Here is a 23,324-nt window from a genome sequence, read left to right on the forward strand (position 1 = left end):
GGTGCGCGGTGGAGAGCTAACCCGCCTTCCTCTGCCGCGCTGTCGACCGATGCGTCTTCTTCGCGGCGCCCGTTCGCCCCGACGCCCGGCGCGCATGGGACTTCGCCGCCGTCTTCTTCCCGCCGCGTCCCTTCAAGCTCTGCTTCAGCGCATCCATCAGGCTGACCACATTGCTCGGCTTCTCCTCGGGCTCCGGCAGTTCGATTGTCTTGCCGCTGGCCTTGCGCTTCACCAGGGCCTTCAGCGCGGTCTCGTAGTCGTCCTTGAACTTGCTGGGATCGAAATGGGAGGTCTTGGTCTGGAGGATATGGCCGGCGAGCTCAACCATGTCCTTGGTGATCTTCGGGCTCTTGATGTCGTCGAAGAACTGGTCCTCGTCGCGCAGTTCGTAGGGGAAGCGCAGCGTGGTGCCGAGCAGGCCCTTGCCGAGCGGCTCGATCGCGATGATGTGCTCGCGATTGGTGAGCACGATCTTGGCGAGCGCGACGCGATCCTGGTCCTTCATGGCGTCGCGGATCACGGCAAAAGCATCGACCGCGGCCTTGCCGTCGGGCGCGATGTAGTAGGGGTGGTTGAGATAGCGCTGATCGATCTCGTCGCTCGGCACAAAGCTCTCGATGTCGATGGTGTGGTTGCTCTCGATCTGGACCGCTTCGAGCTCCTCCGGCTCGATCTCGACATATTTGCCCTTGCGCAGCTCGTAGCCGCGCCCCTTCTGGTCGCTCTCGACGACGTCGCCGGTCTCGGCGTCGATCATCTGCTGCTTCAACCGGTTGCCGGTCTCCCGGTTGATCATGTGAAACCGCGTCTTCTCGGCCGCGGTGGTCGCCGGATAAAGCACAACGGGGCAACTGACCAGCGAGAGCTTCAACGTTCCCTTCCAATAGGCGCGCGGTGCCATTCCGTTCTCCAGCGTCTGCGAGTCATTTTGGAACCCCAACCGTCCCGCGGGGTTTTGGTTCCGGGTGGGATGCGGGCCGTGATAGGCTTCACGCCAAAGAGAATCCGGGACCAGTCGTGCTGCAAAAGCTCTCCAAGTATCGACAGAAACGTGATTTCGAGAAGACGCCCGAGCCATCGGGCAAGACCGCGGTGGCGCCGTCGAAGCAGCGCCGCTTCGTGATTCAGAAGCATGACGCTTCGCGGCTGCACTACGATCTGCGGCTCGAGTTCGATGGCGTCTTCAAGTCCTGGGCGGTGACAAAAGGGCCCTCGCTCGATCCGCACGACAAGCGGCTGGCCGTCGAGGTCGAGGACCATCCGCTCGACTATGGCGACTTCGAAGGCACGATTCCGGAAGGCCAGTACGGCGGCGGCACGGTCATGCTGTGGGATCGCGGCACCTGGGAATCCGATGATCCCGAACGCGGTTTCAAGAAGGGCGATCTGAAGTTCACGCTGCACGGCGAGAAGCTGCACGGCAGCTGGGTCCTGGTGCGCATGCGCAACGACCGCACCGGCGGCAAACGGACCAATTGGCTCCTGATCAAGCATCGCGACGAATATGTTCGCGAGGGCGCAGACAACGACATTCTCGAGGAGGACAAATCGGTCGCCTCCGGCCGCGCGATGGATCAGATCGCCGAAGGCAAGGGCCGTGCGCCAAAACCGTTCATGCTGGCGAAGGGCACCAAGGCCAAGGCCGACGCGGTCTGGCAGTCCAACCGGGCGGACGAGGCGAAAGAGCGCACGGTCAAGCCGGCGCCCCGCGCGGCGTTGAAAACCGGCAAAACAGTCAAGAAGAAAGCGACGACCGCGACGACCGCGAACAAGGCGGCGGAGATGCCGGATTTCGTGGCGCCGCAGCTCTGTACGTCGGTCGAGCGCCCGCCGGGCGGCGACGGCTGGTGCCACGAGATCAAGTTCGACGGCTACCGCGTGCAGCTGCGGGTCGAGGGCGGCAAGGCGACGTTGAAGACGCGCAAAGGCCTCGACTGGACCGAAAAATTCGCAACTATCGCGAAGGAGGCGGGCGCGCTGCCGGATATGATGGTCGACGGCGAGATCGTCGCGCTCGACCACAATGGAGCACCCAATTTTTCGTCGCTCCAGGCGGCGCTGTCGGACGGCAAGACCGAGGAGCTCATCTTCTTTGCGTTCGACCTGCTGTTTGCGGAAGGCCTCGATTATCGCCGGCTGCCGCTCGGCGAGCGCAAGGCGCGGTTGAAGGAGCTGCTGGAAGCGCGTAAGCGCAAATCGAGCCAGATTCGCTATGTCGAGCATTTCGAAAGCGGCGGCGACGCCGTGCTGCAATCCGCCTGCAAGCTCGAGCTCGAGGGCGTGGTGTCGAAGAAGCTGGACGCGCCCTATCGTTCGGGGCGGACAGAAAGCTGGACCAAAGCAAAATGCCGCGCCGGCCATGAGGTCGTGATCGGCGGTTACAAGACCACCAATGGCAAATTCCGTTCGCTGATGGCCGGCGTGCACCGCGGTGATCATCTCGCCTTCGTCGGCATGGTCGGCACCGGCTTCGGCGCGGACAAGGTCAAGCGCATCATGCCGTCCTTGAAGGCTATGGAGGCGAAGCAAAGCCCCTTCGGCGGCAAGAACGCACCGAAAAAGACGCGCGAGGTGCACTGGCTGAAGCCGGAGCTCGTGGCGGAGATCGAGTTCGCCGGCTTCACTGCCGACGGCAATATCCGCCAGGCCGCCTTCAAGGGTCTGCGGCAGGACAAGCCGGCGGAGGAGGTCGAGGCCGAGACACCGGTCGATACCGAGCTTGCCGAGCCCTCGACGAAGCAGCGCGCGAAGCCGCGCGCGCAAGCGAAGACCGGTGCACGAACAGCGCAAGCCGGCACTGCCGAAGTGATGGGTGTCGTGCTCTCGAAGCCGGACAAGGCGCTGTGGCCGGACGACGGCAATGGCGATCCCGTTACCAAGCTGGATCTCGCGCGCTACCTCGAAGCCGTCGGCGAATGGATGATCGTGCATCTCAAGGGCCGGCCGTGCTCGCTGATCCGCGCCCCTGACGGCATCAAGGGCGAATGCTTCTTCCAGCGCCACGCCATGCAGGGCACCTCGAACCTTCTGGAGCTCGCGCGGGTCTCCGGCGACCGCAAGCCCTATTTGCAGATCGACCGCATCGAAGGGCTCGCGGCCGTGGCGCAGATCGGCGGCGTCGAGCTGCATCCCTGGAATTGCGCGCCCTACGCCTACGATACCCCGGGCCGGCTGGTGTTCGATCTCGATCCCGCGCCCGACGTCGTCTTCGCCGAGGTCGTTGAGGCCGCCAAGGAGATGCGGCAGCGGCTGACCGACATCGGCATGGAAAGCTTCTGCAAGACCACCGGCGGCAAAGGTCTGCACGTCGTGGTCCCGCTGCGTCACGGCGCGCGCGACCAGGTGAGCTGGAAGGAGGCCAAGGCCTTCGCGCAAGGCGTCTGCCAGTGGATGGCGGACGACGCTCCCGAGCGCTATCTGCTCAACATGTCGAAGAAGCTGCGCAACGGAAAGATCTTCCTAGACTATCTGCGCAACGATCGGATGTCGACGGCGGTGGCGCCGCTGTCGCCGCGTGCGCGAGATGGTGCGACTGTGTCGATGCCGGTCACGTGGGCGCAGGTGAAGAGCGACCTCGATCCGAAGCGGTACACGGTGCGGACGGTGCCCGGCTTGCTGGCGCGATCGAAGGCGTGGGATGGTTATGACGATGCAGCCGCGTCGATCAAGGCGGCGATCAAGAAGCTCGCCGGGAAAACGAAGTAGGGTGGGTAAAGTGAAGCGTGCCCACCATCTTCTCTCAGCCGAGCAAAAAGGTGGGCACGGCGCATTGCGCCTTTGCCCACCCTACTAGATCTTCGTTTGGTGGCTAGATCCGTCCCAGCAGGAGCAGGATCAGCAGGATCACGATGACGAGCCCGAGACCGCCGCCGCCGTAATAGCCGGTGCCGTAGAACGGGCCGCCGCCGATGCCGCTGAAGCCGCCGAGCAGCGCGATGACCAAAATGATCAGAATGATCGTACCGATAGACATGCGGAAATCTCCTCCAGCCCTTCGTTAGAAGGGTCGTTTGCAACCTGTCCCGTGGTGCGAGGGCAACTTGCCGCAGGTTCTAAAGTTCCGCCAATGAAACACCGGGTGCACGCGCAACTTGCATGGAACCTTTGTGGTACCGCCGGGCATGACTATGTGAGGTTCAATCACTAACCGGGCAGAGCCATGTCAGCACCGCTTGTCGTCTCCATTCCCCACCGCTTGGGCCGCGAGGAGGCGGTGCGCCGGCTCAAGACTGGGCTAGGCCGCGCTGCGGCGAGCATTCCCGTGATGCAGGTCGAGGAGGAGAGCTGGAGCGGCGACAGCATGAATTTCCGCATCCGCGCGCTCGGGCAGATCGCGACGGGGCAGGTCGACGTCGCCGACGACCATGTCAAGGTGCAGGTGGTGCTGCCCTGGCTATTGCAGCGCTTTGCGGAGATGGCGCAGGCCACGATTCGCAAGCGCGGCCAGCTGCTGTTGGGCAAGGACGGGAAAAGCTAGCGTTCAAGCGCGGGTGCGCTGTCGCACCGGCTTCGCCGCGCCCGCTGGGCGCGCGGGGATGACCGAAGCGGGAAAACCGCGAAGCGCCTGCGCGAGCGGCAGATCGTTGCCGGCGAAACCCGGCACATTATAGCCCGTGACGTCAATAGTGGCGTCGGCCCCATCGAACGCCGGCCATTCGCGGCCTGCTTGCGTGAAAGGTGCGAACTGGCGCCCGACCACGACGATCGCCGCAGCCCGGCCGTGGCGGCGGGCAAACGCTACGACATGGTCGGCATGTGCGCCCCGCACCTGAAGCGGCTGGTAGTCACCTCGCGCGAAGACGTCGGGCAGCTCGTTGCGCAGCTTGAGCAGGTGCCGCGTCCAGGCCAGCTTGAGCTGACCGTCCGGCCAGCTCTTGATCAGGTGATTCCAATCCGGGTTGTCCAGCGTGCCCAGCGCCGCGTGTCGCGCGGAAAAATTCACCGGGCGGCGGTTGTCGGGATCGACCAGCGACAGATCCCAGAATTCGGTGCCCTGGTAAAAGTCGGGCACGCCCGGCAGTGTCGCCTTGAGCGTGAGCTGGCTCAGCGCGTTCAGCGCGCCGAGCAGCGCGACGCGGCGAGCCAGCGTGTTCAGCGCCTCCAGGAATTCGCCTGATTGCGCGGGATCGAGGATCTTCGCGATGAAGCTCTTGACGCCGTTCTCATAGGCCTCGTGCGGGTTGAGCCAGCTGGTCTCCTCCTTGCCCTCGCGCGCGGCCTTGAGCGCATAGGCCTGGATACGCGCGACGAAACCGGCATCGGCCGGCTCCTGGAGGGAGCAGGCGCCGAGCAGCGTCTGGTAGAGCATGTATTCGAATGTTGCCGACGGAGCGCGCAGATTGCCGTCGAGCGCGAGGTGCGGCGCGTTCAGGACTTTCCAGCGTGCCACAGCGCTGGTCCATTCGCCGGGAATTTCACTTAAGGCAGCGATCCGCGCGCGGGCGTCCTCGCCACGTTTGGTGTCGTGCGTGGCGGTCGCCGTCATCCCTTGCGGCCATTCCCTGGCGCGGGCCTGCATGGTCTCGTGGAAAGCGGGAATGGTGAGGCCCTTGCTCGCGGGATCGCCGCCGACTTCGTTCAGGGCGAGCAGCCGGTGAAATTGATAGAAAGCAGTGTCCTCCAACGACTTCGCCATCATCGGCCCGGTGAATTGCTGCACCTTCAGCGCAAAGCGGCGCACCCGCGGGGCACTGTGCGGGGGACGGCCAGGCTTGAGCAGGTCCATGGTGAGGGCGTCGCGCAGGAAGTCGAAAATGCCTTCGTCCGCGGCGAACCATTCCCGGCGAGCGTGCTCGATGGTGTTGTCGATCAGCTTACGATCGTTCGCCGTTGGCGCGCTTGTCGTCAAATAGGTGCGGTACACCGGAAAATGCAGCACATAGAGCTCGAGCGCCTGCCGCAGGCTGTCAGCGGAAAAGTCGCGGGTCGAGTAGTGCCCGTTGGCGATGCGCGCAAGCAGGCGCGTCAGAACCGTGAATTCGCTGGTCAGCAGCGTCTCCAGCACGCGCCGTTTGGCATCCTTGACGTAAGGCGCGAGCCGCGGCGGCCGGTTGCTGATCTGTCGCCAGGTTTCGTCCATGGCTTCCAGCCCCTTGGCGTCGACCAGAACGTGAGTGATGGCATTCATCCACTCATAGCCGGTGGTGCCCTGGACGCCGGCGAAATGCGGCAGGCGCTCGTGCTCGCACAGGATTTTCTCGATCACCGTATAGAACGGCTTTGTGGTGCCCTGAGCGTCGCGCACCAGCCGGCGCAGCCGCTGGCAATATTGCGCGGGATCGCGCAGGCCGTCGATATGATCGAGCCGGATGCCTTGCAGTTTGCCGTCGGCAATGAGTTGCTTCACCAGCCGGTGCGTGGCGGCGAACGTGCCGGGATCCTCGACGCGCATGCCGGCGAGCCCGTTGACGTCGAAGAAACGTCGATAGTTGATGTCGCTGGAGGCAAGCCGCCAGTGCCCCAGCTTGTAGTGCTGGCGCTCCAGCAAATGATGCAGCGCCAGCGTCTGCGCGGGACGGTCCTTGGCCGCGCGATAGGCGCCGAGGCCGCGCCCGATGATATCGGCGCTGCCTGCGATCTCCCTGAGCTCCGCCTTGAAGCCGGGTGCTTCCTTGCGGTTGGGGCGGCGCAGTCCCGTGTAGCGCGCCGCGAGCGACAGCAGGCGCTTGCCCGTCTCGGTCTCGGCGGCGTCGGCGTCCTTCACGATCATCCGCAGCACCTCGCCATAGCGCTCCGGCGCGATCGGCAATCGATGCTCGAAATACCAGGCGGAAAAACTACCTTCGTTGGGATCGTAGCGCAGCTCGATATCGCCGCTCTCGAGCGCTTCGCCATAGGACGCTCCGAGGATCGGCAGCAGCACGCCGCCGCGGGCGCGGAAGGCCAGTTGATCCCAGTCGATATCGAAGGAGACGGCGTGCGGCGAGGCCTGGCCCCATTCCAGCACGTCCAGCCACCAGGGATTGTCGGCGAAGTGCACGCCGACATGGTTCGGTACGAAGTCGATGATGAGGCCGAGGTCGTGTCGCGTCAGCGCCTCGCTCAGCCGCGCGAAGCCGGCCTCGCCGCCGAGCTCCGGATTGAACTGGCTGTGGTCGACGGTGTCATAGCCGTGCGTCGAGCCCTTGCGGGCCTTCATCACCGGCGAGGTGTAGAGATGCGTGATTCCCAGCGCCTTCAGGTAGGGCACCACCGCGGCGGCCTTGTCGAAGTCGAAATCCGCGGTGAGCTGAAGCCGGTAGGTTGCGAGAGGAATGGCTGGAGCCATCTCAACCTCCGAGGCGCCAGACCACCGACCAGCGCGCAAGCCGGTCGCCGGCCGCGCCGCCCCAGATCAGGGTCCCCACACCGCCGTCGGAACACGCGATGTCCTTGTCGGAAAGATTGGCCACGAGGCGCAACGTCGCGCCATCTCCCATGTGCCAATGTGCGGTGAGCAGGCCGCTATCGGCCACGGCGGCATCACCGAAGCGCGCACCTTTCAGTCGTGGCGCGATCTCCTTGTGGCGGAGTGCGAGCAGCTCCCGCACCAGCGCAAGACGCGCATCCTGCTCCGGCGTGTGGTCGGTCCAGTCGAGCACGGCCGATTGCAGTGTTGCCGGATCGAGCGGGTCGGGGACCTCGTCGCCGTACTTTTCATAGGCCCAGGCGTATTCCTGCCTGCGCCCCTTGCGGACGGCATCAGCCAGTCCGCCCTGGAAGTCGCAGAAGAACGGGAAGGGCGCGATGGAGCCCCACTCCTCGCCCTGGAACAGCATCGGCACCATCGGTGCGAGCAGGGTCACCGCGAGTGCGGCTTCGATCTGCTCGGGCGATGCCAGGCTTTCGAGCCGGTCGCCAAGCGGCCGGTTGCCGATCTGGTCGTGGTTCTGCAGGAAGTTGACGAAGGTTGCCGGCGGCAGCTCGCCGCTGTTCTCGCCCCGCGGCTTCTTGCCCCAGAATTCCGAGATCTCGCCCTGATAGACGAAGCCGGAGGCGAGCGCGCGTGCGAGATCGAGCCGCGGCGTTTGATAGTCCGCATAATAGCCGGCGAGCTCGCCCGTCAGCATCACGTGCCAGACGTGGTGGTAGTCGTCGTTCCACTGGCCGCGATATTTGCCGTTCGGAGGCTCCTGCGCCGCGTCGAGCAGGCTCGCGCGGTTGTCGCCGTTCTCCAGCACGAGATGGATATGGCGCTCCGTCGCCTTGGCAAGCTCGCCCGCGGCGACGCTAAGGTCTTGCAGCATCGATTGCTCGCCGGGGATCGCCATGATGTGATTGGCGGCATCGAGCCTCAGGCCGTCGAAGCGATAGTCGCTGAGCCACGACAGCGCGTTCTCGACGGCAAAAGCGCGAACCTGCGGCACGCGATAATCGATCGCACTGCCCCATGGCGTGTGCGCGTCGGTGAAGAAGGCCGGCGCGTAGCGGCCGAGGTAATTTCCCTCGGGGCCGAAATGATTGTAGACGACGTCGAGGAACACCATCAGCCCGCGCAGATGGGCTTCGTCGATCAGCGTCTTCAATTCATCGGGATGACCATAGGCGCTGTCGGGCGCGTACCACAGCACGCCATCATAACCCCAGCCGCGGCGACCGGCGAAGTCAGCCAGCGGCATCAGTTCGATCGCGGTGATGCCGGTCGCGACGAGATGATCGAGCTTGTCGATCATCGCACGATAGGTGCCTTCCGCAGTGAAGGTGCCGACATGCGTCTCGATCAGCACCGTCTCTTCCCAGGGGCGGCCGCGCCAATCGGATGCGCGCCAGTCGAAGGCGTCATGATCGATCACCTCGCTCGGGCCGAACACGTCGTCGGGTTGGAATGCAGACGCCGGATCGGGCACGTCGATCTCGTCATCGATCCTGAATTTGTAGTTGCTGCCGACGGGCAGATTGGCAATCTCGGCGACATACCAGCCATCCTGCCGGCGCTGCATCGCGTGTCGTCTGCCGAGCAGGAGATCGACACGGCGCGCGGCAGGCGCCCACAGCCGGAACGATACGCCGTCCCTCGTCGGCCTCGCCCCGAAGGATGGCCTCATAGCGCCCCCGCGAAAGCGAGCACGGAGCGCGGCGGCGCCTTGCTGTCGCTCCCGGGCTGGAAGTCGATCGTATTCAGCTTGGCGTCGGTCGTGTTCAGGATCTGCTGCCAGCTCTTGTATTCAGTCATTTTTGGCAATTTGAATGCGATCTCTTCGGGGGCTGCGTTGAGTACGATAAAGATCGCGGCGCTGCCCGGTTCCATCGGCCCCATCACATAGGAGAGGAACCGCCCTTCCGGGAATTTCCAGTCGCTTTCCGTCATTTCGTCGCCGGCCGGCGTCAGCCACAGCGCGCCATAGGAGATGCCGTCCTTGGGGCGGCCGTCGAGCCAGCGATGGCTGCGAAGCTGCGAGAACCGGCGGCGGATATCGGCGAGTTCGGCGACAAAACCGACCATGTCGTCGCCGTCCTTGCCGAGATTGTCCCAGCCGACCCAGCCCACCTCGTTGTCCTGGCAATAGGCGTTGTTGTTGCCTGATTGCGAATTCCCGACCTCGTCGCCTGCGAGGATCAGCGGAATGCCCTGCGCCAGCATGAGGCAGGCCAGTACGTTCTTGCGAAGCTGCCGGCGCAAGCTGACGATTTGGGGATCGTCGGTCGGACCCTCGACACCGCAATTGTTGCTGTGGTTGTCGTTGGAGCCGTCGCGATTGTCCTCGCCATTGGCCTCGTTATGCTTCTCGTTGTAGCTGAAGAGATCGGCCAGGGTGAAGCCGTCATGCACGGTGATGTGGTTGATGCTGGCGCGCGGCCGCCGTCCGTCGTGGTTGAACAGGTCGGAGGACGCCGTCATGCGGCTGGAGATATCGCCGATCAGGCTGCCTTCGCCGCTCCAGTAGCGGCGCATGGCGCTGCGGTAACGGTCGTTCCACTCCGACCATTGCGAGGGAAATGCGCCCACCTGATAGCCGCCAAGGCCGAGATCCCAGGGTTCGGCGACGAGCTTGACGCTCGCCAGCACCGGGTCCTGGCGGATCGCGGTCAGGAACGAGCTGCCTCGATCATAACCGTTCGGTCCGCGGGCCAGCGTGGTGGCGAGGTCGAAACGGAAGCCGTCGACGTGGCAGACCTCGACCCAGTAGCGCAGTGAATCCATCACCATCTGCAGCACGCGCGGGTGGGTGAGGTTCACCGACGAGCCGCAGCCGGTAAAATCGTCGTAGTAGCGCGGGTTTTCGCGGTTCAGCCAGTAATAGGAGGCGTTGTCGATGCCGCGATAGCACAGCGTCGGACCGAGATGATTGCCCTCGGCGGTGTGATTGTAGACGACGTCGAGCATCACCTCGATGCCGGCATCGTGCAGACGTGCGATCGTGGTGCGGAAGGAATCGAGAGCGTTGTCCTGGGCGTAGCGCTGCTCGGGCGCGAAGAAGGACAGGGTGTTATAGCCCCAGTAGTTGACGAGCTTCTTCTCCACCAAGATGCGGTCGTCGACGAAGCTGTGCACCGGCAGAAGCTCTACCGTGGTGACGCCGAGCTTCTTCAGGTGCTCGATCATCGCGGGCGAGGACAGGCCGCCATAGGTGCCGCGCAAATTCGGCGGCACGTCGTCGCGCTTCTGTGTCAGTCCCTTGACGTGGGCCTCGTAGATGATGGTATCTTCCCAGGGAATGTTGGGCCGGATCTCGCGGCGGCCCCAGTTGAAGGTCTCGTCGACGACGACGGCCTTCGGCATGCCGCGCGCGTTGTCGCGCCGGTCGAACGACAGGTCTTCGCGCGGGCTTCCGGTGCGATAGGCGAAATGCGCGTCACTCCAGACCAGCCGCCCGGAAAGCCGCTTGGCATAGGGGTCTAGCACGAGCTTGTTGGCATTGAAGCGGTGGCCGTGCTCCGGCTCGTAGGGGCCATGCACGCGGTAGCCGTAGAGCTGGCCGGGCGAGACGTCGTTGAGATAGCCGTGCCAGACATCCTCGGTGCGCTCCGGCAGCTCGACGCGCTCGAGTTCGCGGCGGCCCTGCATGTCGAACAGGCACAGCTCGACCTTCTGCGCGTTGGCGGAGAACAGCGCGAAATTGGTGCCGCGTCCGTCCCAGCTTGCGCCGAGGCGTGCGGGCGATCCAGCAGTCAGGCGCATCGTTCAGCTTTCCGGAACGAGGAAGATCGCGGCGAGCGGCGGAATGGTGAGGCGGAGCTCGCCATTGACGGCGTGGACTTCGCCGATGTTGCCGACATTGCTGCCGCCGTAATGGGCGGAGTCCGAGTTGAACACTTCCTTCCACTTGCCACCGAACGGCGCGCGAACGCGGTAATTGCGATAGACATTGGGTGAGAAGTTGACGATCACCATGCACCGGGCGTGCTCGTCAAATCCCTTGCGCAGCCAGGCGAACACGTTGCGGTTGGCGTCGTCGGTGATCAGCCATTCGAAGCCGGCCTGCTCGCAGTCCATCTGGTGCAGGGCGGGCACCGCACGATAGAGCCGGTTGAGATCGCGGATCAACGCCTGGATGCCTGAATGGGGCTTGTACTCGAGCAAGTGCCAGTCGAGCGATTGGTCGTGATTCCATTCTCGGCTTTGCGCGATCTCGGCGCCCATGAACAGCAGCTTCTTGCCGGGATGGCCGAACATGAAGCTGTAATAGGCGCGCAAATTCGCGAAGCGCTGCCATTCGTCGCCGGGCATGCGCCCGAGGATAGAGCGCTTGCCGTGCACGACTTCGTCGTGCGACAGCGGCAGGACGAAGTTCTCCGAGAAGGCGTAGTGCAGGCCGAACAGGATGTCGCCGTGATGATGCTTGCGGTGGATCGGGTCCTTGCTGATGTAGTTCAGCGTGTCGTGCATCCAGCCCATATTCCACTTGTAGCCGAAGCCGAGCCCTCCGAATTCGACCGGGCGCGAGACCTGCGGCCAGGCGGTGGACTCTTCGGCGGCCGTGGTCGCCTGCGGGAAACGCGCGAACAGCTCGGTGTTGAAGCGGCGCAGGAACGCGATCGCCTCGATGTTCTCCCGGCCGCCATGCTGGTTCGGAATCCACGCGCCGGGCGGACGGCTGTAGTCGAGGTAGAGCATGGACGCGACGGCATCGACGCGCAGTCCGTCGATCGCGTAGCGCTCGAGCCAGAACAGCGCGTTCGAGACCAGGAAGTTCGTCACTTCGGTGCGGCCGTAATTGTAGATCAGCGTGCCCCAATCGAGATGCCGGCCCTGGAGCGGATTGGCGTGCTCGTACAGCGCTGTGCCGTCGAAGCTGCCGAGCCCGTGCGGATCGTCCGGGAAGTGGCCGGGCACCCAGTCGAGCAGCACGCCGACGCCCTCGCGGTGGCAGGCATCGACCAGCGCGGCAAAATCCTCCGGCGTGCCGAAGCGGCTGGTCGGCGCATACAGCCCGGTCGGCTGATAGCCCCACGAGCCGTCGAAAGGATGCTCGCTGACGGGGAGGAATTCGAGATGGGTGAAGCCCATGTCGCGGGCGTAGGCCGGCAGCTGCTCGGCCAGCTCGCGATAGGTCAGCCATTCATTGCCGTTCTTGCGCCGCCATGAGCCGAGATGGACCTCGTAGATCGACATCGGCGCGGACAACGCGTTGATGCCGTCGGGCGCCGGTCGCGGCCGCGGCAGATGCGCTTCGTCGAACACGATGGAAGCGGTCTTCGGGCGCACCTCGCTTGCAAAGGCCATCGGATCGGATTTCAGCGGAAGCAGATGGCCGTGCGGTCCGATAATTTCGAACTTGTAGTGGTCGCCGGCCTTGGCGTGCGGGATGAACAATTCCCAATAACCCGCGCCGCGCACCCGCATCGGATGGCGCCGTCCGTCCCAGAAATTGAAGTCGCCGACGACGGAGACACGCCGGGCGTTGGGCGCCAGCACCACGAAGCCGATGCCATCGATGCCTTCGAGCCGCATCGGATGCGCGCCGAGCTTGTCGTAAAGGCGCTGGTGGGTGCCTTCGCCGAGCAGATAGAGGTCGAAATCGGTCAGGATCGGCGGAAAGCGATAGGTGTCCTCGAATTCGATGACGTTGTCGCCGAACTTCGCGCGGAGCTGGTAGTGCTTCGCGCCGTTCGGCAGAGCGCCGATGAACAGGCCGGCATCATGGACGCGATCGAGCTTCGCCACCTCGCCGTGCTCGCCCACCGCCTCGACGTTGGAAGCATCGGGAAGAAACGCGCGCACCACGCTCTTGTCGCCCTCGGGATGCAGCCCGAGATAGTGGAACGGATCGGAGTGGCGACCCTCGATGATCGCATAGGCCTCGGCAGGGAGTTTAGGCATGGGCTTCGCTCTCGATACTGGACAGAATGCGAAGCAGTCCGGACAGCGGCGCATGGAGCCCCTCAGGCCGGTGGGACAGCTCGTACTCTACTTCCTCGAACGCTTGATCAAGCAGGAAAAACCTTAACAGGCCAGCCGCAGATTGCGGATCTTCCGGCCACAGCCGCCGATCGGTCATGGCTTCGCGGTAGGCGGTGAGGAACGTCGCGGTGGTGCGCTCGCGCCATTCGTCGAGCGCAGCCGTGAGACGGCCCTGTTCGTCGGAGGCGCCCGTGAGCGCGCGGTGAAGCGCCGCGTTAACCGAAAGATCAATCGAGCGGATCAGGCCGGCAACGTCACGCGCCGCAGGCAGCTTGCGCCGCTTGTCGGCCAGCGGCAAACGCGGATCTCCGTCGAAGTCGATGATGAAGATATCGTCCTTCACAATCAGAGTTTGCCCGAGGCGGAAATCGCCATGATGACGGATGTTCAACCCGCCGAGCTCGGAAGGTAAGAGCGCGTTGAGCCGGCCGGACAGGGTCGCGCGCTCCGCGGCGAGCTGATTGATCAGCGGTCGGTCCACCTCCCGCAGGCGGTCGGTGCTGGCGGCCAGCCGCTCGAAAACCCGCTCGGCCCGTGTCTCGAGCTCGGATGACCAGCGCTTGACGTGTGCGGAGCCAATGGGCTCCGGCGCGAGATCTCCGGGCTTTGCAGCGGCCAGAGCCACATGCAGCTCGGCGAGCCGTCGGCCGATCTGCGTAATGAAGTGCAGATAGGGCGCTTGCTCCTGGGTCTCGCGGGGCATCTCGCCCGGTGGCAGCACCCGTTGCTCGTCGATATAGCGGTCGAGATAGCCCGCGGTGACGCCCCAGCCGTCGCCCTGGTTCTCGACATAGGCGTGCAGCACGCCGACTGCGCTGCGACGGTCGTCTTCGACCAGCTCGACGCTGCCGAGCAGTGCCGGCGTATTGGCAAAGCGGGCGATCTCGGTGAGGTAGGAGCCGATCTCGATCTCGGGATTGATGCCGGCTTCGAGCTGACGATAGATCTTGGCGACATACTGGTTGTCGACCAGCGCGGTGCTGTTCGACTGCTCGATCGTGCGGATGCGTTCGGGCTCCTTGATGGTGTACTCGGCAAACCGGCTGGTCGCCTTGAACTCCAGCCGCAGATTGTTTTCTTCCACCACCAGGTTCTGCGACAGATTGCGCAGGAACAGGCCGATGAAGATCTGCTCGGTTGCCACGTCCAGCAGCGTCCCTTCGCGGGCCCCCTGACGCACGGCGGCGAGCGCCCTGGGATTGAAGCGTTCGCGGTCGAAGCGCACCCATTCGATCTGCATCGGCAGCACGTAGCGCGTGGTGACGTCGCCCTGCGCCGCCTCGAAGAACGCGATCCAGGGCCTGTTGTCGCCGATGTCGCAGAACGGCACCGCCGAGGTCAGCGTCGGCTTGATGTGCTTGGGATTGTGCTCCGGATACCAGCGCGTGCGCGACAGGAATCCCGGCAGCACCTCGTGCTCGAACACGCCGCGCTCGCGCGCCAGCGACACCCAGGTCGAGTTCACCGGCACCACCAGCGTCTCGAATTCGGGCACTGCGCGCGGCGTCACCGGCTCGGACTTGTCGCGCTCGGTGAGCTGGAACCAGTAGAAGCCATAGGGCCCCAGCGTGACCATGTAGGGCAGTTCGCCGATCGCCGGAAAACGCGTGCGGCCGAGCATCTCCTGCGGGATGCGGTCCTTCCAGGGCGACAGATCGAGCTCGGTCGCCTGGGCCGCGCGCGACAGATTGGCGACGCAGAGGATCACCTCGTCGCGGTACTGCCGGACATAGGCCAGCACGGCGCGGTTGGCCGGGCGGATGAAGGTCATGGTGCCGCGGCCGAAGGCGAGCGTCGATTTGCGCACCGAGATCAGACGCTTGGTCGCGCTGAGCAGCGAGGATAGGCTGCGCGACTGCGCCTCCACGTTCACCGATTCATAGCCGTAGACCGGATCCATGATCAGCGGCGCGTAGAGGCGGGCCGGGTCGCAGCGCGAGAAGCCGCCGTTGCGGTCCGGGCTCCACTGCATCGGCGTGCGCACGCCGTTGCGGTCGCCGAGATAGATGTTGTCGCCCATCCCGATCTCGTCGCCGTAGTAGATGATCGGCGTGCCGGGGAAGGACAGCAGCAGCGAGTTCATCAGCTCGATCTTGCGCCGGTCGTTGTCCATCAGCGGCGCGAGGCGCCGGCGGATGCCGACATTGATGCGGGCGCGCGGATCGTTGGCGTAGGTGGTCCACAGATAGTCGCGCTCGACGTCGGTCACCATCTCCAGCGTCAGCTCGTCATGGTTGCGCAGGAACAGCGCCCATTGGCAGCTCGCCGGAATATCCGGCGTCTGGCGCAGAATGTCGGTGATCGGGAAACGGTCCTCCTGCGCGATCGCCATGTAGATGCGCGGCATCAGCGGGAAGTGATAGGCCATGTGGCACTCGTCGCCGCGGCCGAAATATTCCTGCACGTCCTCCGGCCATTGATTGGCCTCGGCCAGCAGCAGCTTGCCCTTGGAGTAGGAATCCAGCTCGTGGCGGAGCCGCTTGATGATGGCATGCGTCTCGGGGAGGTTCTCGTTCGAGGTACCTTCGCGCTCGCAGAGATAGGGAATGGCGTCCAGACGGAAGCCGTCGACGCCGGCGTCCAGCCAGCGCTTCATCACCTGGATCAGCGCGCTGACGACGCGCGGATTGTCGAAATTGAGATCCGGCTGGTGCGAGAAGAAGCGGTGCCAGTAGAACGCGCCGGCCTCGTGATCCCAGGTCCAGTTCGACTTCTCCGTGTCGGTGAAGATGATACGGGTGCCCTGGTATTTCTGGTCGGTGTCGCTCCAGACATACCAGTTGCGGGCGCTCGAGCCTGCCGGGCTGCGGCGAGCACGCTTGAACCAATTGTGCTGGTCCGAGGTGTGGTTGACGACGAGCTCGGTGATGACGCGCAAGCCTCGCTTCTGGGCCTCCTGGATGAAGCGCTTGAAATCCTTCATCGTCCCGAAATCGGGATTGACCGAACCGTAGTCGGCGATGTCGTAGCCGTCGTCGCGGCCGGGCGAGGGATAGAACGGCAGCAGCCAGAGCGCGGTGACGCCGAGCTCCTGGAGATAGGGCAGCTTCTCGGTCAGCCCGGCGAAGTCGCCGATGCCGTCATTGTTGCTATCGGCAAACGCCTTGACGTGAAGCTGATAGATAATGGCGTCCTTGTACCAGAGCTCGTCCACGATCTCGGCAGCCTCGGCTTTCTTGGTGTCGACGGAAGACAATACATTCATGGCGTGCGCCCTTACGCCAGGCAGCGGAACAGCAGCGCGGGATCGCGCTCGGGATCGATACGCAATTTGATCCCGCCCCATTCGATGCGGGCCTGTTCGCCGGTGAGGAGGTTTTCGAGTGCCGACACATGGTGTCGCTGCCCGCCGGCGTCAACCGTGACGTCGCCGAGCGGCAACCAGAATTCGCGCACGTGGCACGAGAGCGCAACCACGGCCACGACGATGTTGGCCGGGTCGGTCGCTTCCTTGACGAAGGCGATCGTCTCGCCGTCTTCGATGCCGAGGAAGCGCAGGTTCGCCGTCTGCTGAAGCGCAGCATTCTCGTTGCGGATGCGATTGATCTCCGTGATGTAGGCCTTGATGTGGCCGGGCTTGTTCCAGTCGCGCTGCTTGATCTGGTATTTCTCGGAGTTGAGATATTCCTCGCGGCCGGGCATCGCGTCGTGCTCCAGCAGCTCGAACCCGCTGTAGACGCCGTAATTGCCGGACAGCGTCGCCGCCAGCGCGACGCGCGATTTGAACGCCCATGTCTCGCCGCCCTGGAGATGATAGGGCAAAAGATCGGGCGTATTCACGAACAGGTTCGGCCGATAGAAGTCACGTTCGGGATAGCGCGTCAGCTCGCCGAGATATTGCTCCAGCTCCCACTTCGCCGTGCGCCAGGGGAAATAGCTGAACGATTGCGCAAAGCCGAGCTTGGCGAGGCCCTTCATCAGCTTCGGGCGCGCGAACGTCTTGGAAAACAGGATCACCTCGGGATGCCGGCGGCGGATGTCACGGATCAGCCACTCCCAGAAGGCGAGCGGCGCGGTGTCGTGATTGTCGATGGCGAAGATGGTGACGCCGTGGTCGATCCAGAACAGCATGGCGTCGCGAAACGCGTTCCACAGTCCAGCCCGGTCGACGGACGCGAAATCGGGGATGACGATATCGGAATAGGGCCCGTCAGCCGTCCGCACCGACCGATCCGGGCGCCATTTGAACCATTCCGGATGCTGCGTCAGCCACGGGTGGTCCGGCGAGCATTGCACGGCGAAGTCGAGCGCGAGTTCGAGGCCGTATTCCAGGCAGGTCGCGACCAGCGCGCGAAAATCCTCGATCGTGCCGAGTTCGGGGTGCAGCGCGTCGTGCCCGCCCTCGATGGCGCCGATCGCATAAGGCGAGCCGGGATCGCCGTCGCCCGCCACCGGCATGTTGTTGCGGCCCTTGCGCCGGGTGCGGCCAATGGGATGGATCGGCGTGAAGTACAGCACGTCAAAGCCCATCGCGGCGATGTCGGGCACGCGCGCGATGCAGTCGCGAAGCGTGCCATGCTGTCCTGGCACCACGCTCTGGCTGCGCGGCATCATCTGATACCAGGCGCCGAAGCGTGCCTTGTCGCGGTCGACGAACAGTGGGAATAGCGCCGAGCGCGTGAGATCAGGCCGCAACTGGCTCTCGGCCATGGCTGCGCCGAGCTCGGTTGCCAGCAGCGGGGCAACGTCGCCGGTCTGAAGATAGTCCTCGCATCGCCTGACGATGACGGCGGCAGCGTCCTGCTGCGCGCCATGCGCCTTGGTCAAAAGGCCGGCGCCCTCGATCGCATCGAGCGTGACGTCGGCACCGGAGCGCTGCTTGCGCGCGACCGCGTGCGACCAGGTGGCGAATTCGTCGGTCCAGGCTTCGATCGCATAGACATATTTGCCGGGCTCGACGGGTGTGAACGCGCCGGACCAGCGGTCATTGCCGTGAGGGATCATCGGCTCGCTCTGCCATTCGCGGTCCTGCTCCTGTCGCCAGATCAGCGCTGCGCCGATCACGGCGTCGCCGTCCCGGTAGATGTCGGCCCAGACCTCGACCGGTTCGCGCGCGATCCGCTTCACGGGGAAGCGCCCGCCGTCGATCAGGGGATAGACGTCCTCGATGAGGAAAGTGCTGCCGGCTGCGGCACTCTCGACAGTTTGAATTGTCTTGTTCACGGTGATGCCATTGACAAGAAAGCAGGAGCCCGTTTCCCTTGCCGGGAACCTACGCTTGATACCACTATAGAAAGCCGCTTGTGTGTCATTGGTTCCCTGGGGAACGGCAGGCGCGGCTCGCGAGTTAACCCTGACTAACCTCTTCCGCGACCTCGTTAAAATCGATGCCCCCGGCCACAAAATGGCCTGCAAGCTGCGTGCCGAATGGATCTTTTAGCTCAAGCCCGGATCAAGGGCGTTCAATCCGAATTCGTCGATGCCCTCGGAAAGCTGCGGGTCACCGATCCCGTGGCCCTCAAATCCATCCTCGACGCCTTGCCGGAAAAGCGGGTTTACCGCTTCGTCAGCGGGCCTGTGGTGGTACGCGCCTTGGGCCATCCGCGCACCGAATTGGTGACGATCGGTGCGCCGCCGCTCAAATGGAAGATGACCGGCAACGGCAATTTGATCGCGCAAGGTGAGACGCGCGAGCCCGTGATTGCCTGGCCGGCCGGCCTGCCGCTCGGCTATCACCGGCTGACGCTGACGGATGCCGGAGGCGTGACGGAAGAGGTGCCGATGATCGTGGCGCCGGAGCGGGCCTTCGGCGGCGATTTCGACCGGGGCTGGCTGCTTGCCGTGCAGCTCTACAGCGTCCGCTCGGACCGCAATTGGGGCATCGGCGATTTCACCGACCTCGCCGGTCTGGTCCGGCTCGCGAAGCAGTTGGGCGCCGACGGCGTCGGGCTCAATCCCCTGCATGTGTTGTTCGATGACCATCCGGCCGATTGCAGCCCCTATTCGCCGAACAGCCGGCTGTTTCTCAATCCGCTCTATATCGACGTCGAGGCGATCCCGGAATTTTCCCCCGACCTCGTCCCCGATGCGGCCGCGACCGCCGCGCGGCTCCGCGACGGTGATCGTGTGCCCTATCCGGACATGGCGGCCTTGAAATGGTTGGCCTTGCGTGCCGCCTTCGACAGCTTCGTGAAAACCGCGAGCGGCGTCCGCCGCAACCAGTTCGACGCCTTCCGGGCGGCTCGCGCGCCGCTGTTGTCCCGTTTTGCCTGCTTCGAGGTGCTACGCCATCGCTTTGCGGCGCCGTGGTGGGAATGGCCGCAGGAATGGCAACAGCCGGATGAGACGAAATGCGCCGAGCTGCGCAACGGCCCGGACAAGCACGAGGTCGAGTTCGTCGAATTCGTGCAATGGACCGCCGATAGCCAGTTGCATGCGGCCAAGGAGCTGGCCGGCCAGCTCGGCATGCGGGTCGGGCTCTATCTTGACGTTGCCGTCGGCGTGCAGTCGAACGGCTTCGATGCTTGGAACGAACAGGGGGCGATCTCCCGTCATCTCGCCGTCGGCGCGCCGCCGGACGTGCTCAATACCATTGGCCAGGATTGGGGCTTGGCCGGCTTCAATGCCGGCGGCCTGGAGGCGCAATCCTTCGTGCCATTCGCCGATATGCTCGCGGCTTCGATGCGCCATTCCGGAGCCATCCGTCTCGATCACGTGCTCGGCTTGAAGCGGCTTTATCTGGTGCCGCGCGGCTTCAAGCCCGACAACGGCGCCTATGTGCAGATGCCGTTCGAGGCGCTGCTGGCGACCGTGGCGCGGGAGAGCGCGGCCCATAAGTGCATTGTGATCGGCGAGGACCTCGGCACGGTGCCGGAAGGTTTTCGCGAGACCATGCAGGATTTCGGCATCTGGTCCTACCTCGTCATGATGTTCGAGCGCGACGATGCCGGTCACTTCCGGCCCGTCGATCACTACCGGCCCAACGCGCTGGTGACGTTGAACACGCATGATCTGTCGACCTATGCCGGCTGGCGCTCTTTCAGCGATCTCAGGATGAAGCGCTCGCTCGGGCTCGATCCGGGCGAGAACGATCAGGCCCGCTGGGATGCGCTCGGCCTGCTCGACGAGATCCTGCGTGCCAACGGCATCCGTGCCAATGATGTCTATTCGGTGCTCGCCTTCCTGTCGCGCACGCCGTCGCGGCTGCTTGCGGTGTCGCTGGAGGATCTGCTCGGCGTGATCGACCAGCCCAACATTCCCGGTACGATTGACGAGCATCCGAACTGGCGCCAGCGCCTGCCTGTGACGCTCGACAAGATCGTTTCGAAGGTCGATGTCGCAGCCTTGAAGGCCGCGACACGGGAACGCTCGTTACCCGGCGGGCGTTGATCGCCGGGGTCTCCGGACGTCGTTTTCGAGGCTCGCACGACATTGTCTCAGAGGATTGAAGATTATGCGCTGATCGGCGACTGCGAGACCGCGGCGCTGGTCGGCCGCAACGGCTCGATCGACTGGCTGTGCTGGCCGGCCTTCGATTCCGATGCCTGCTTTGCAGCGCTCCTCGGCACGCACAAGAACGGCCGCTGGCTGATCGCGCCGAGCGAGGACGTCACCGCGACGTCGCGCCGCTATCTCGGTGACACCCTCATCCTCGAAACGCGCTTTGAGACTGACGGCGGCACCGTTGCGCTGATCGACTTCATGCCGCCGCGCGGCAAGGCCTCCGACATCGTGCGGCTGGTCCGCGGTGTCAGCGGCAAGGTGAAGATGCGGATGGAGCTCGTCATCCGCTTCGGCTTCGGCGTCGACATCCCGTGGGTGCGGCGGATCGACCATTCCCTTCTGGCGGTCGCCGGGCAGGACATGACCGTGCTGCGGACACCGGCCAAGACCCGAGGCGAGGATCTGACCACGGTTTCCGATTTCGAGGTGAAGGCCGGCGAGACCGTGCCATTCGTGCTGACCTACGGCCCCTCGCATCTCGAGCCGCCCGCGCCAATCGATCCGGAGGTCGCACTCAAGGAGACCGAGAAATTCTGGCAGGACTGGTGCAGCCACTGCAATCGCGATGGCGACTATCGCGACCTGATCGTGCGCTCGCTGATCACACTCAAGGCGCTGACCTTCGCTCCGACCGGCGGCATCGTCGCGGCGCCGACCACCTCGTTGCCGGAGAAGCTCGGCGGCGCCAGGAATTGGGACTACCGCTTCTGCTGGCTGCGCGATGCCACCTTCACGCTGCTGGCGCTGATGAACTCGGGTTACACCGAGGAAGCCTCGGCCTGGCACAATTGGCTGTTGCGTGCGGCGGCAGGCTCACCGGCGAACATGCAGATCATGTACGGCATCTGGGGCCAGCGGCGGCTGCTGGAATGGGAGGCCGGTTGGCTCGATGGCTACGAGGGCGCACAGCCGGTGCGCGTCGGCAATGCCGCGCATGCGCAGCTCCAGCTCGACGTCTACGGCGAACTGATCGACGCCTTCCACCAATCGCGGATGGCCAAGCTCAAGCTCGACGACGAGAGCTGGGCGCTGGAATGCGCCGTGCTCAAGCATCTCGCCGAAGTCTGGGACCAGCCCGATCACGGCATCTGGGAGCGGCGCGGACAGCCGAAGCACTATGTCTTCTCCAAGGTGATGACCTGGGTCGCCTTCGACCGCGGCATCAAGAGCGCCGAGACCTTCGGCTTCAAGGCGCCGCTGCTGCACTGGCGCACCTTGCGCGACGCCATTCATCGCGACGTCTGCAACCGGGGCTTCGACGCGGAGGAGAATGCCTTCGTGGAGTCCTACGGCTCGAAGCTGCTCGATGCCAGCGTGCTGCTGCTGCCGTCCGTTGGCTTCCTGGAAGCGTCGGATCCGCGCATTCGCGGCACCATCGCGGCGATGGAAAAGCACATGATGCCTGACGGCTTTGTGCTGCGGCACGATCCGCGCGAAGTGTCCGAGGAGAAGCAGCCGATCGAGGGCGCCTTCCTCGCCTGCAGCCTGTGGCTGGCAGATGCCCATGTACTGGCGGGCGATCTCGACAAGGCGCAAGCGTTGTTCGATCGCGTGGTCGGTGTCGCGAATGATGTGGGACTGCTGGCCGAGGAATATGATTCAGGCGCCAGGCGTCAGACCGGCAATTTCCCGCAGGCGCTGACTCATATCGCGCTGGTCAACACCGCGCATAACCTGTCGGCCGCAAGGCAGGGCAGCAAGAAGCCCGCGATGCAGCGGTCGAAGCAGTGACCTAGGTGACCTCGTTCCGCTTCAAAATCATCTCCATCGCTTCCGCAAAACCGTCCTGCTCGTTGGTCGCGGTGACGTGGGTCGCCTGGTCCTTGACGTTGTCGGCCGCATTGCCCATTGCGATCGAAACGCCGCTGACGCGAAACATCGCGAGGTCGTTCTGCATGTCGCCGATGGTGGCGACCGCGTCCGTTGAAATGCCGAGGCGCTTGGCCATGGCTTGCACGAATGTGCCCTTGTCGAAGCCGGGCGGGGTGATGTCGAGGTAATAGGTCTGCGAGCGCACCGCCATCGCCTCGCTGCCGAGCGCCTTCTGCATCGCCTTCTCGCAAGCTTCGAGGCCGGCTGCATCGGCGCTGGCCCCGACGATCTTGCAGGCGCTCGCGAGATACGGCGAGAAATCCGTCACGATGGTCGGGTCGGAGCGGATGGTGTGCTGCTCATGTGCCACGTATTGGCCATCAGGCTTGTCGATCAGCCATTTGTCGGTGGTGAACAGCCAGATGTCGGCGCCGAAGTCCCGCAGAATTTGCAAGCTTCGCTCGGCCGCCGCGGCGGGGACGAGATGCTGTTCGACCGGATTCATCTCGGGGTCGACGATCGAGGAGCCGTTGAACGGGCCGACCGGCAGCCAGAGCGCCAGCGGTTCGATCAGGAAACGCATGCCGATCGCGGGGCGGCTCGACGTAATCGTGAAGCCGATGCCGGCCCGGTGCAGACGCTGAACCGCGGACCTCGCGCGGTCGGTCAGCGTCTTGTCCTTGGTCAGCAGCGTACCGTCGACGTCGGAGACGACGAGCGAGATTTTTGTCATGACGGTCCCTTGGGT

The 23,324-nt window shown here is 64.4% G+C and carries 13 protein-coding genes; 4 read left to right on the plus strand and 9 right to left on the minus strand.

The features are described 5' to 3' along the window. Positions 1-16: 16 nt before the first annotated feature. The gene (ku, locus tag BcanWU425_RS09980; protein ID WP_018454048.1) at positions 17-901 is read right to left on the minus strand and encodes a non-homologous end joining protein Ku; all 885 of its coding nucleotides are present in this window, start codon (positions 899-901) and stop codon (positions 17-19) included. Positions 902-1,017: 116 nt separating this feature from the next. Here ku and ligD point away from each other — a divergent pair, with 116 nt between their 5' ends. Beyond that, the gene (gene ligD, locus BcanWU425_RS09985) at positions 1,018-3,705 is read left to right on the plus strand and encodes a DNA ligase D (RefSeq protein WP_018454049.1); all 2,688 of its coding nucleotides are present in this window, start codon (positions 1,018-1,020) and stop codon (positions 3,703-3,705) included. A 103-nt stretch (positions 3,706-3,808) separates the two neighbouring features. Here ligD and BcanWU425_RS09990 read toward each other — a convergent pair whose 3' ends face one another. Next, positions 3,809-3,973, minus strand: coding sequence for a DUF3309 family protein (locus BcanWU425_RS09990; RefSeq protein ID WP_007595743.1), 165 nt, complete (start codon positions 3,971-3,973; stop codon positions 3,809-3,811). Positions 3,974-4,159: 186 nt separating this feature from the next. Between BcanWU425_RS09990 and BcanWU425_RS09995 the strand changes: the two genes are divergently transcribed. Beyond that, positions 4,160-4,477 carry a polyhydroxyalkanoic acid system family protein gene (locus BcanWU425_RS09995; protein ID WP_085351913.1) on the plus strand — a complete coding sequence of 106 codons (318 nt, stop codon included), beginning with the start codon at positions 4,160-4,162 and terminating at the stop codon, positions 4,475-4,477. 3 nt (positions 4,478-4,480) lie between these two features. Here BcanWU425_RS09995 and treY read toward each other — a convergent pair whose 3' ends face one another. Genes treY through BcanWU425_RS10025 form a run of 6 tightly spaced genes read right to left on the minus strand, consistent with a single transcriptional unit; the run spans position 4,481 to position 18,484 of the window. After that, positions 4,481-7,267, minus strand: a complete 2,787-nt coding sequence (gene treY, locus BcanWU425_RS10000; protein WP_204512133.1) for a malto-oligosyltrehalose synthase — start codon at positions 7,265-7,267, stop codon at positions 4,481-4,483. A 1-nt stretch (position 7,268) separates the two neighbouring features. Further along, on the minus strand, positions 7,269-9,023 hold the full coding sequence (treZ, locus tag BcanWU425_RS10005; RefSeq protein WP_204512132.1) for a malto-oligosyltrehalose trehalohydrolase: 1,755 nt from the start codon (positions 9,021-9,023) through the stop codon (positions 7,269-7,271). Next, entirely contained in the window at positions 9,020-11,098 is a 2,079-nt protein-coding gene (gene glgX, locus BcanWU425_RS10010) for a glycogen debranching protein GlgX (RefSeq protein ID WP_085351910.1), read from the minus strand. Before glgX ends, treZ begins: the two co-directional genes overlap by 4 nt. A 3-nt stretch (positions 11,099-11,101) precedes the next feature. Then, the gene (glgB, locus tag BcanWU425_RS10015) at positions 11,102-13,240 is read right to left on the minus strand and encodes a 1,4-alpha-glucan branching protein GlgB (RefSeq protein ID WP_018454055.1); all 2,139 of its coding nucleotides are present in this window, start codon (positions 13,238-13,240) and stop codon (positions 11,102-11,104) included. Further along, the gene (treS, locus tag BcanWU425_RS10020; protein ID WP_085351909.1) at positions 13,233-16,526 is read right to left on the minus strand and encodes a maltose alpha-D-glucosyltransferase; all 3,294 of its coding nucleotides are present in this window, start codon (positions 16,524-16,526) and stop codon (positions 13,233-13,235) included. The genes glgB and treS overlap by 8 nt, the downstream gene beginning before the upstream one ends. Positions 16,527-16,537: 11 nt before the next feature. Further along, on the minus strand, positions 16,538-18,484 hold the full coding sequence (locus BcanWU425_RS10025; RefSeq protein WP_204512131.1) for a maltotransferase domain-containing protein: 1,947 nt from the start codon (positions 18,482-18,484) through the stop codon (positions 16,538-16,540). Between the two features lie 204 nt (positions 18,485-18,688). Between BcanWU425_RS10025 and malQ the strand changes: the two genes are divergently transcribed. Both malQ and BcanWU425_RS10035 read left to right on the plus strand, forming a co-directional pair. Further along, positions 18,689-20,650, plus strand: coding sequence for a 4-alpha-glucanotransferase (malQ, locus tag BcanWU425_RS10030; RefSeq protein WP_204512130.1), 1,962 nt, complete (start codon positions 18,689-18,691; stop codon positions 20,648-20,650). A 42-nt stretch (positions 20,651-20,692) separates the two neighbouring features. Next, positions 20,693-22,495 (plus strand): glycoside hydrolase family 15 protein, encoded by a 1,803-nt coding sequence (locus tag BcanWU425_RS10035; protein ID WP_085395696.1) that lies wholly within the window; start codon positions 20,693-20,695, stop codon positions 22,493-22,495. Position 22,496: 1 nt separating this feature from the next. Here the strand turns inward: BcanWU425_RS10035 and BcanWU425_RS10040 are convergent, their stop codons facing one another. Next, the gene (locus tag BcanWU425_RS10040; RefSeq protein WP_204512129.1) at positions 22,497-23,309 is read right to left on the minus strand and encodes an HAD family hydrolase; all 813 of its coding nucleotides are present in this window, start codon (positions 23,307-23,309) and stop codon (positions 22,497-22,499) included. Positions 23,310-23,324: the final 15 nt, after the last annotated feature.

The organism is Bradyrhizobium sp. WU425 (assembly GCF_021052305.1).
Classification (GTDB): Bacteria; Pseudomonadota; Alphaproteobacteria; order Rhizobiales; family Xanthobacteraceae; genus Bradyrhizobium; species Bradyrhizobium canariense_D.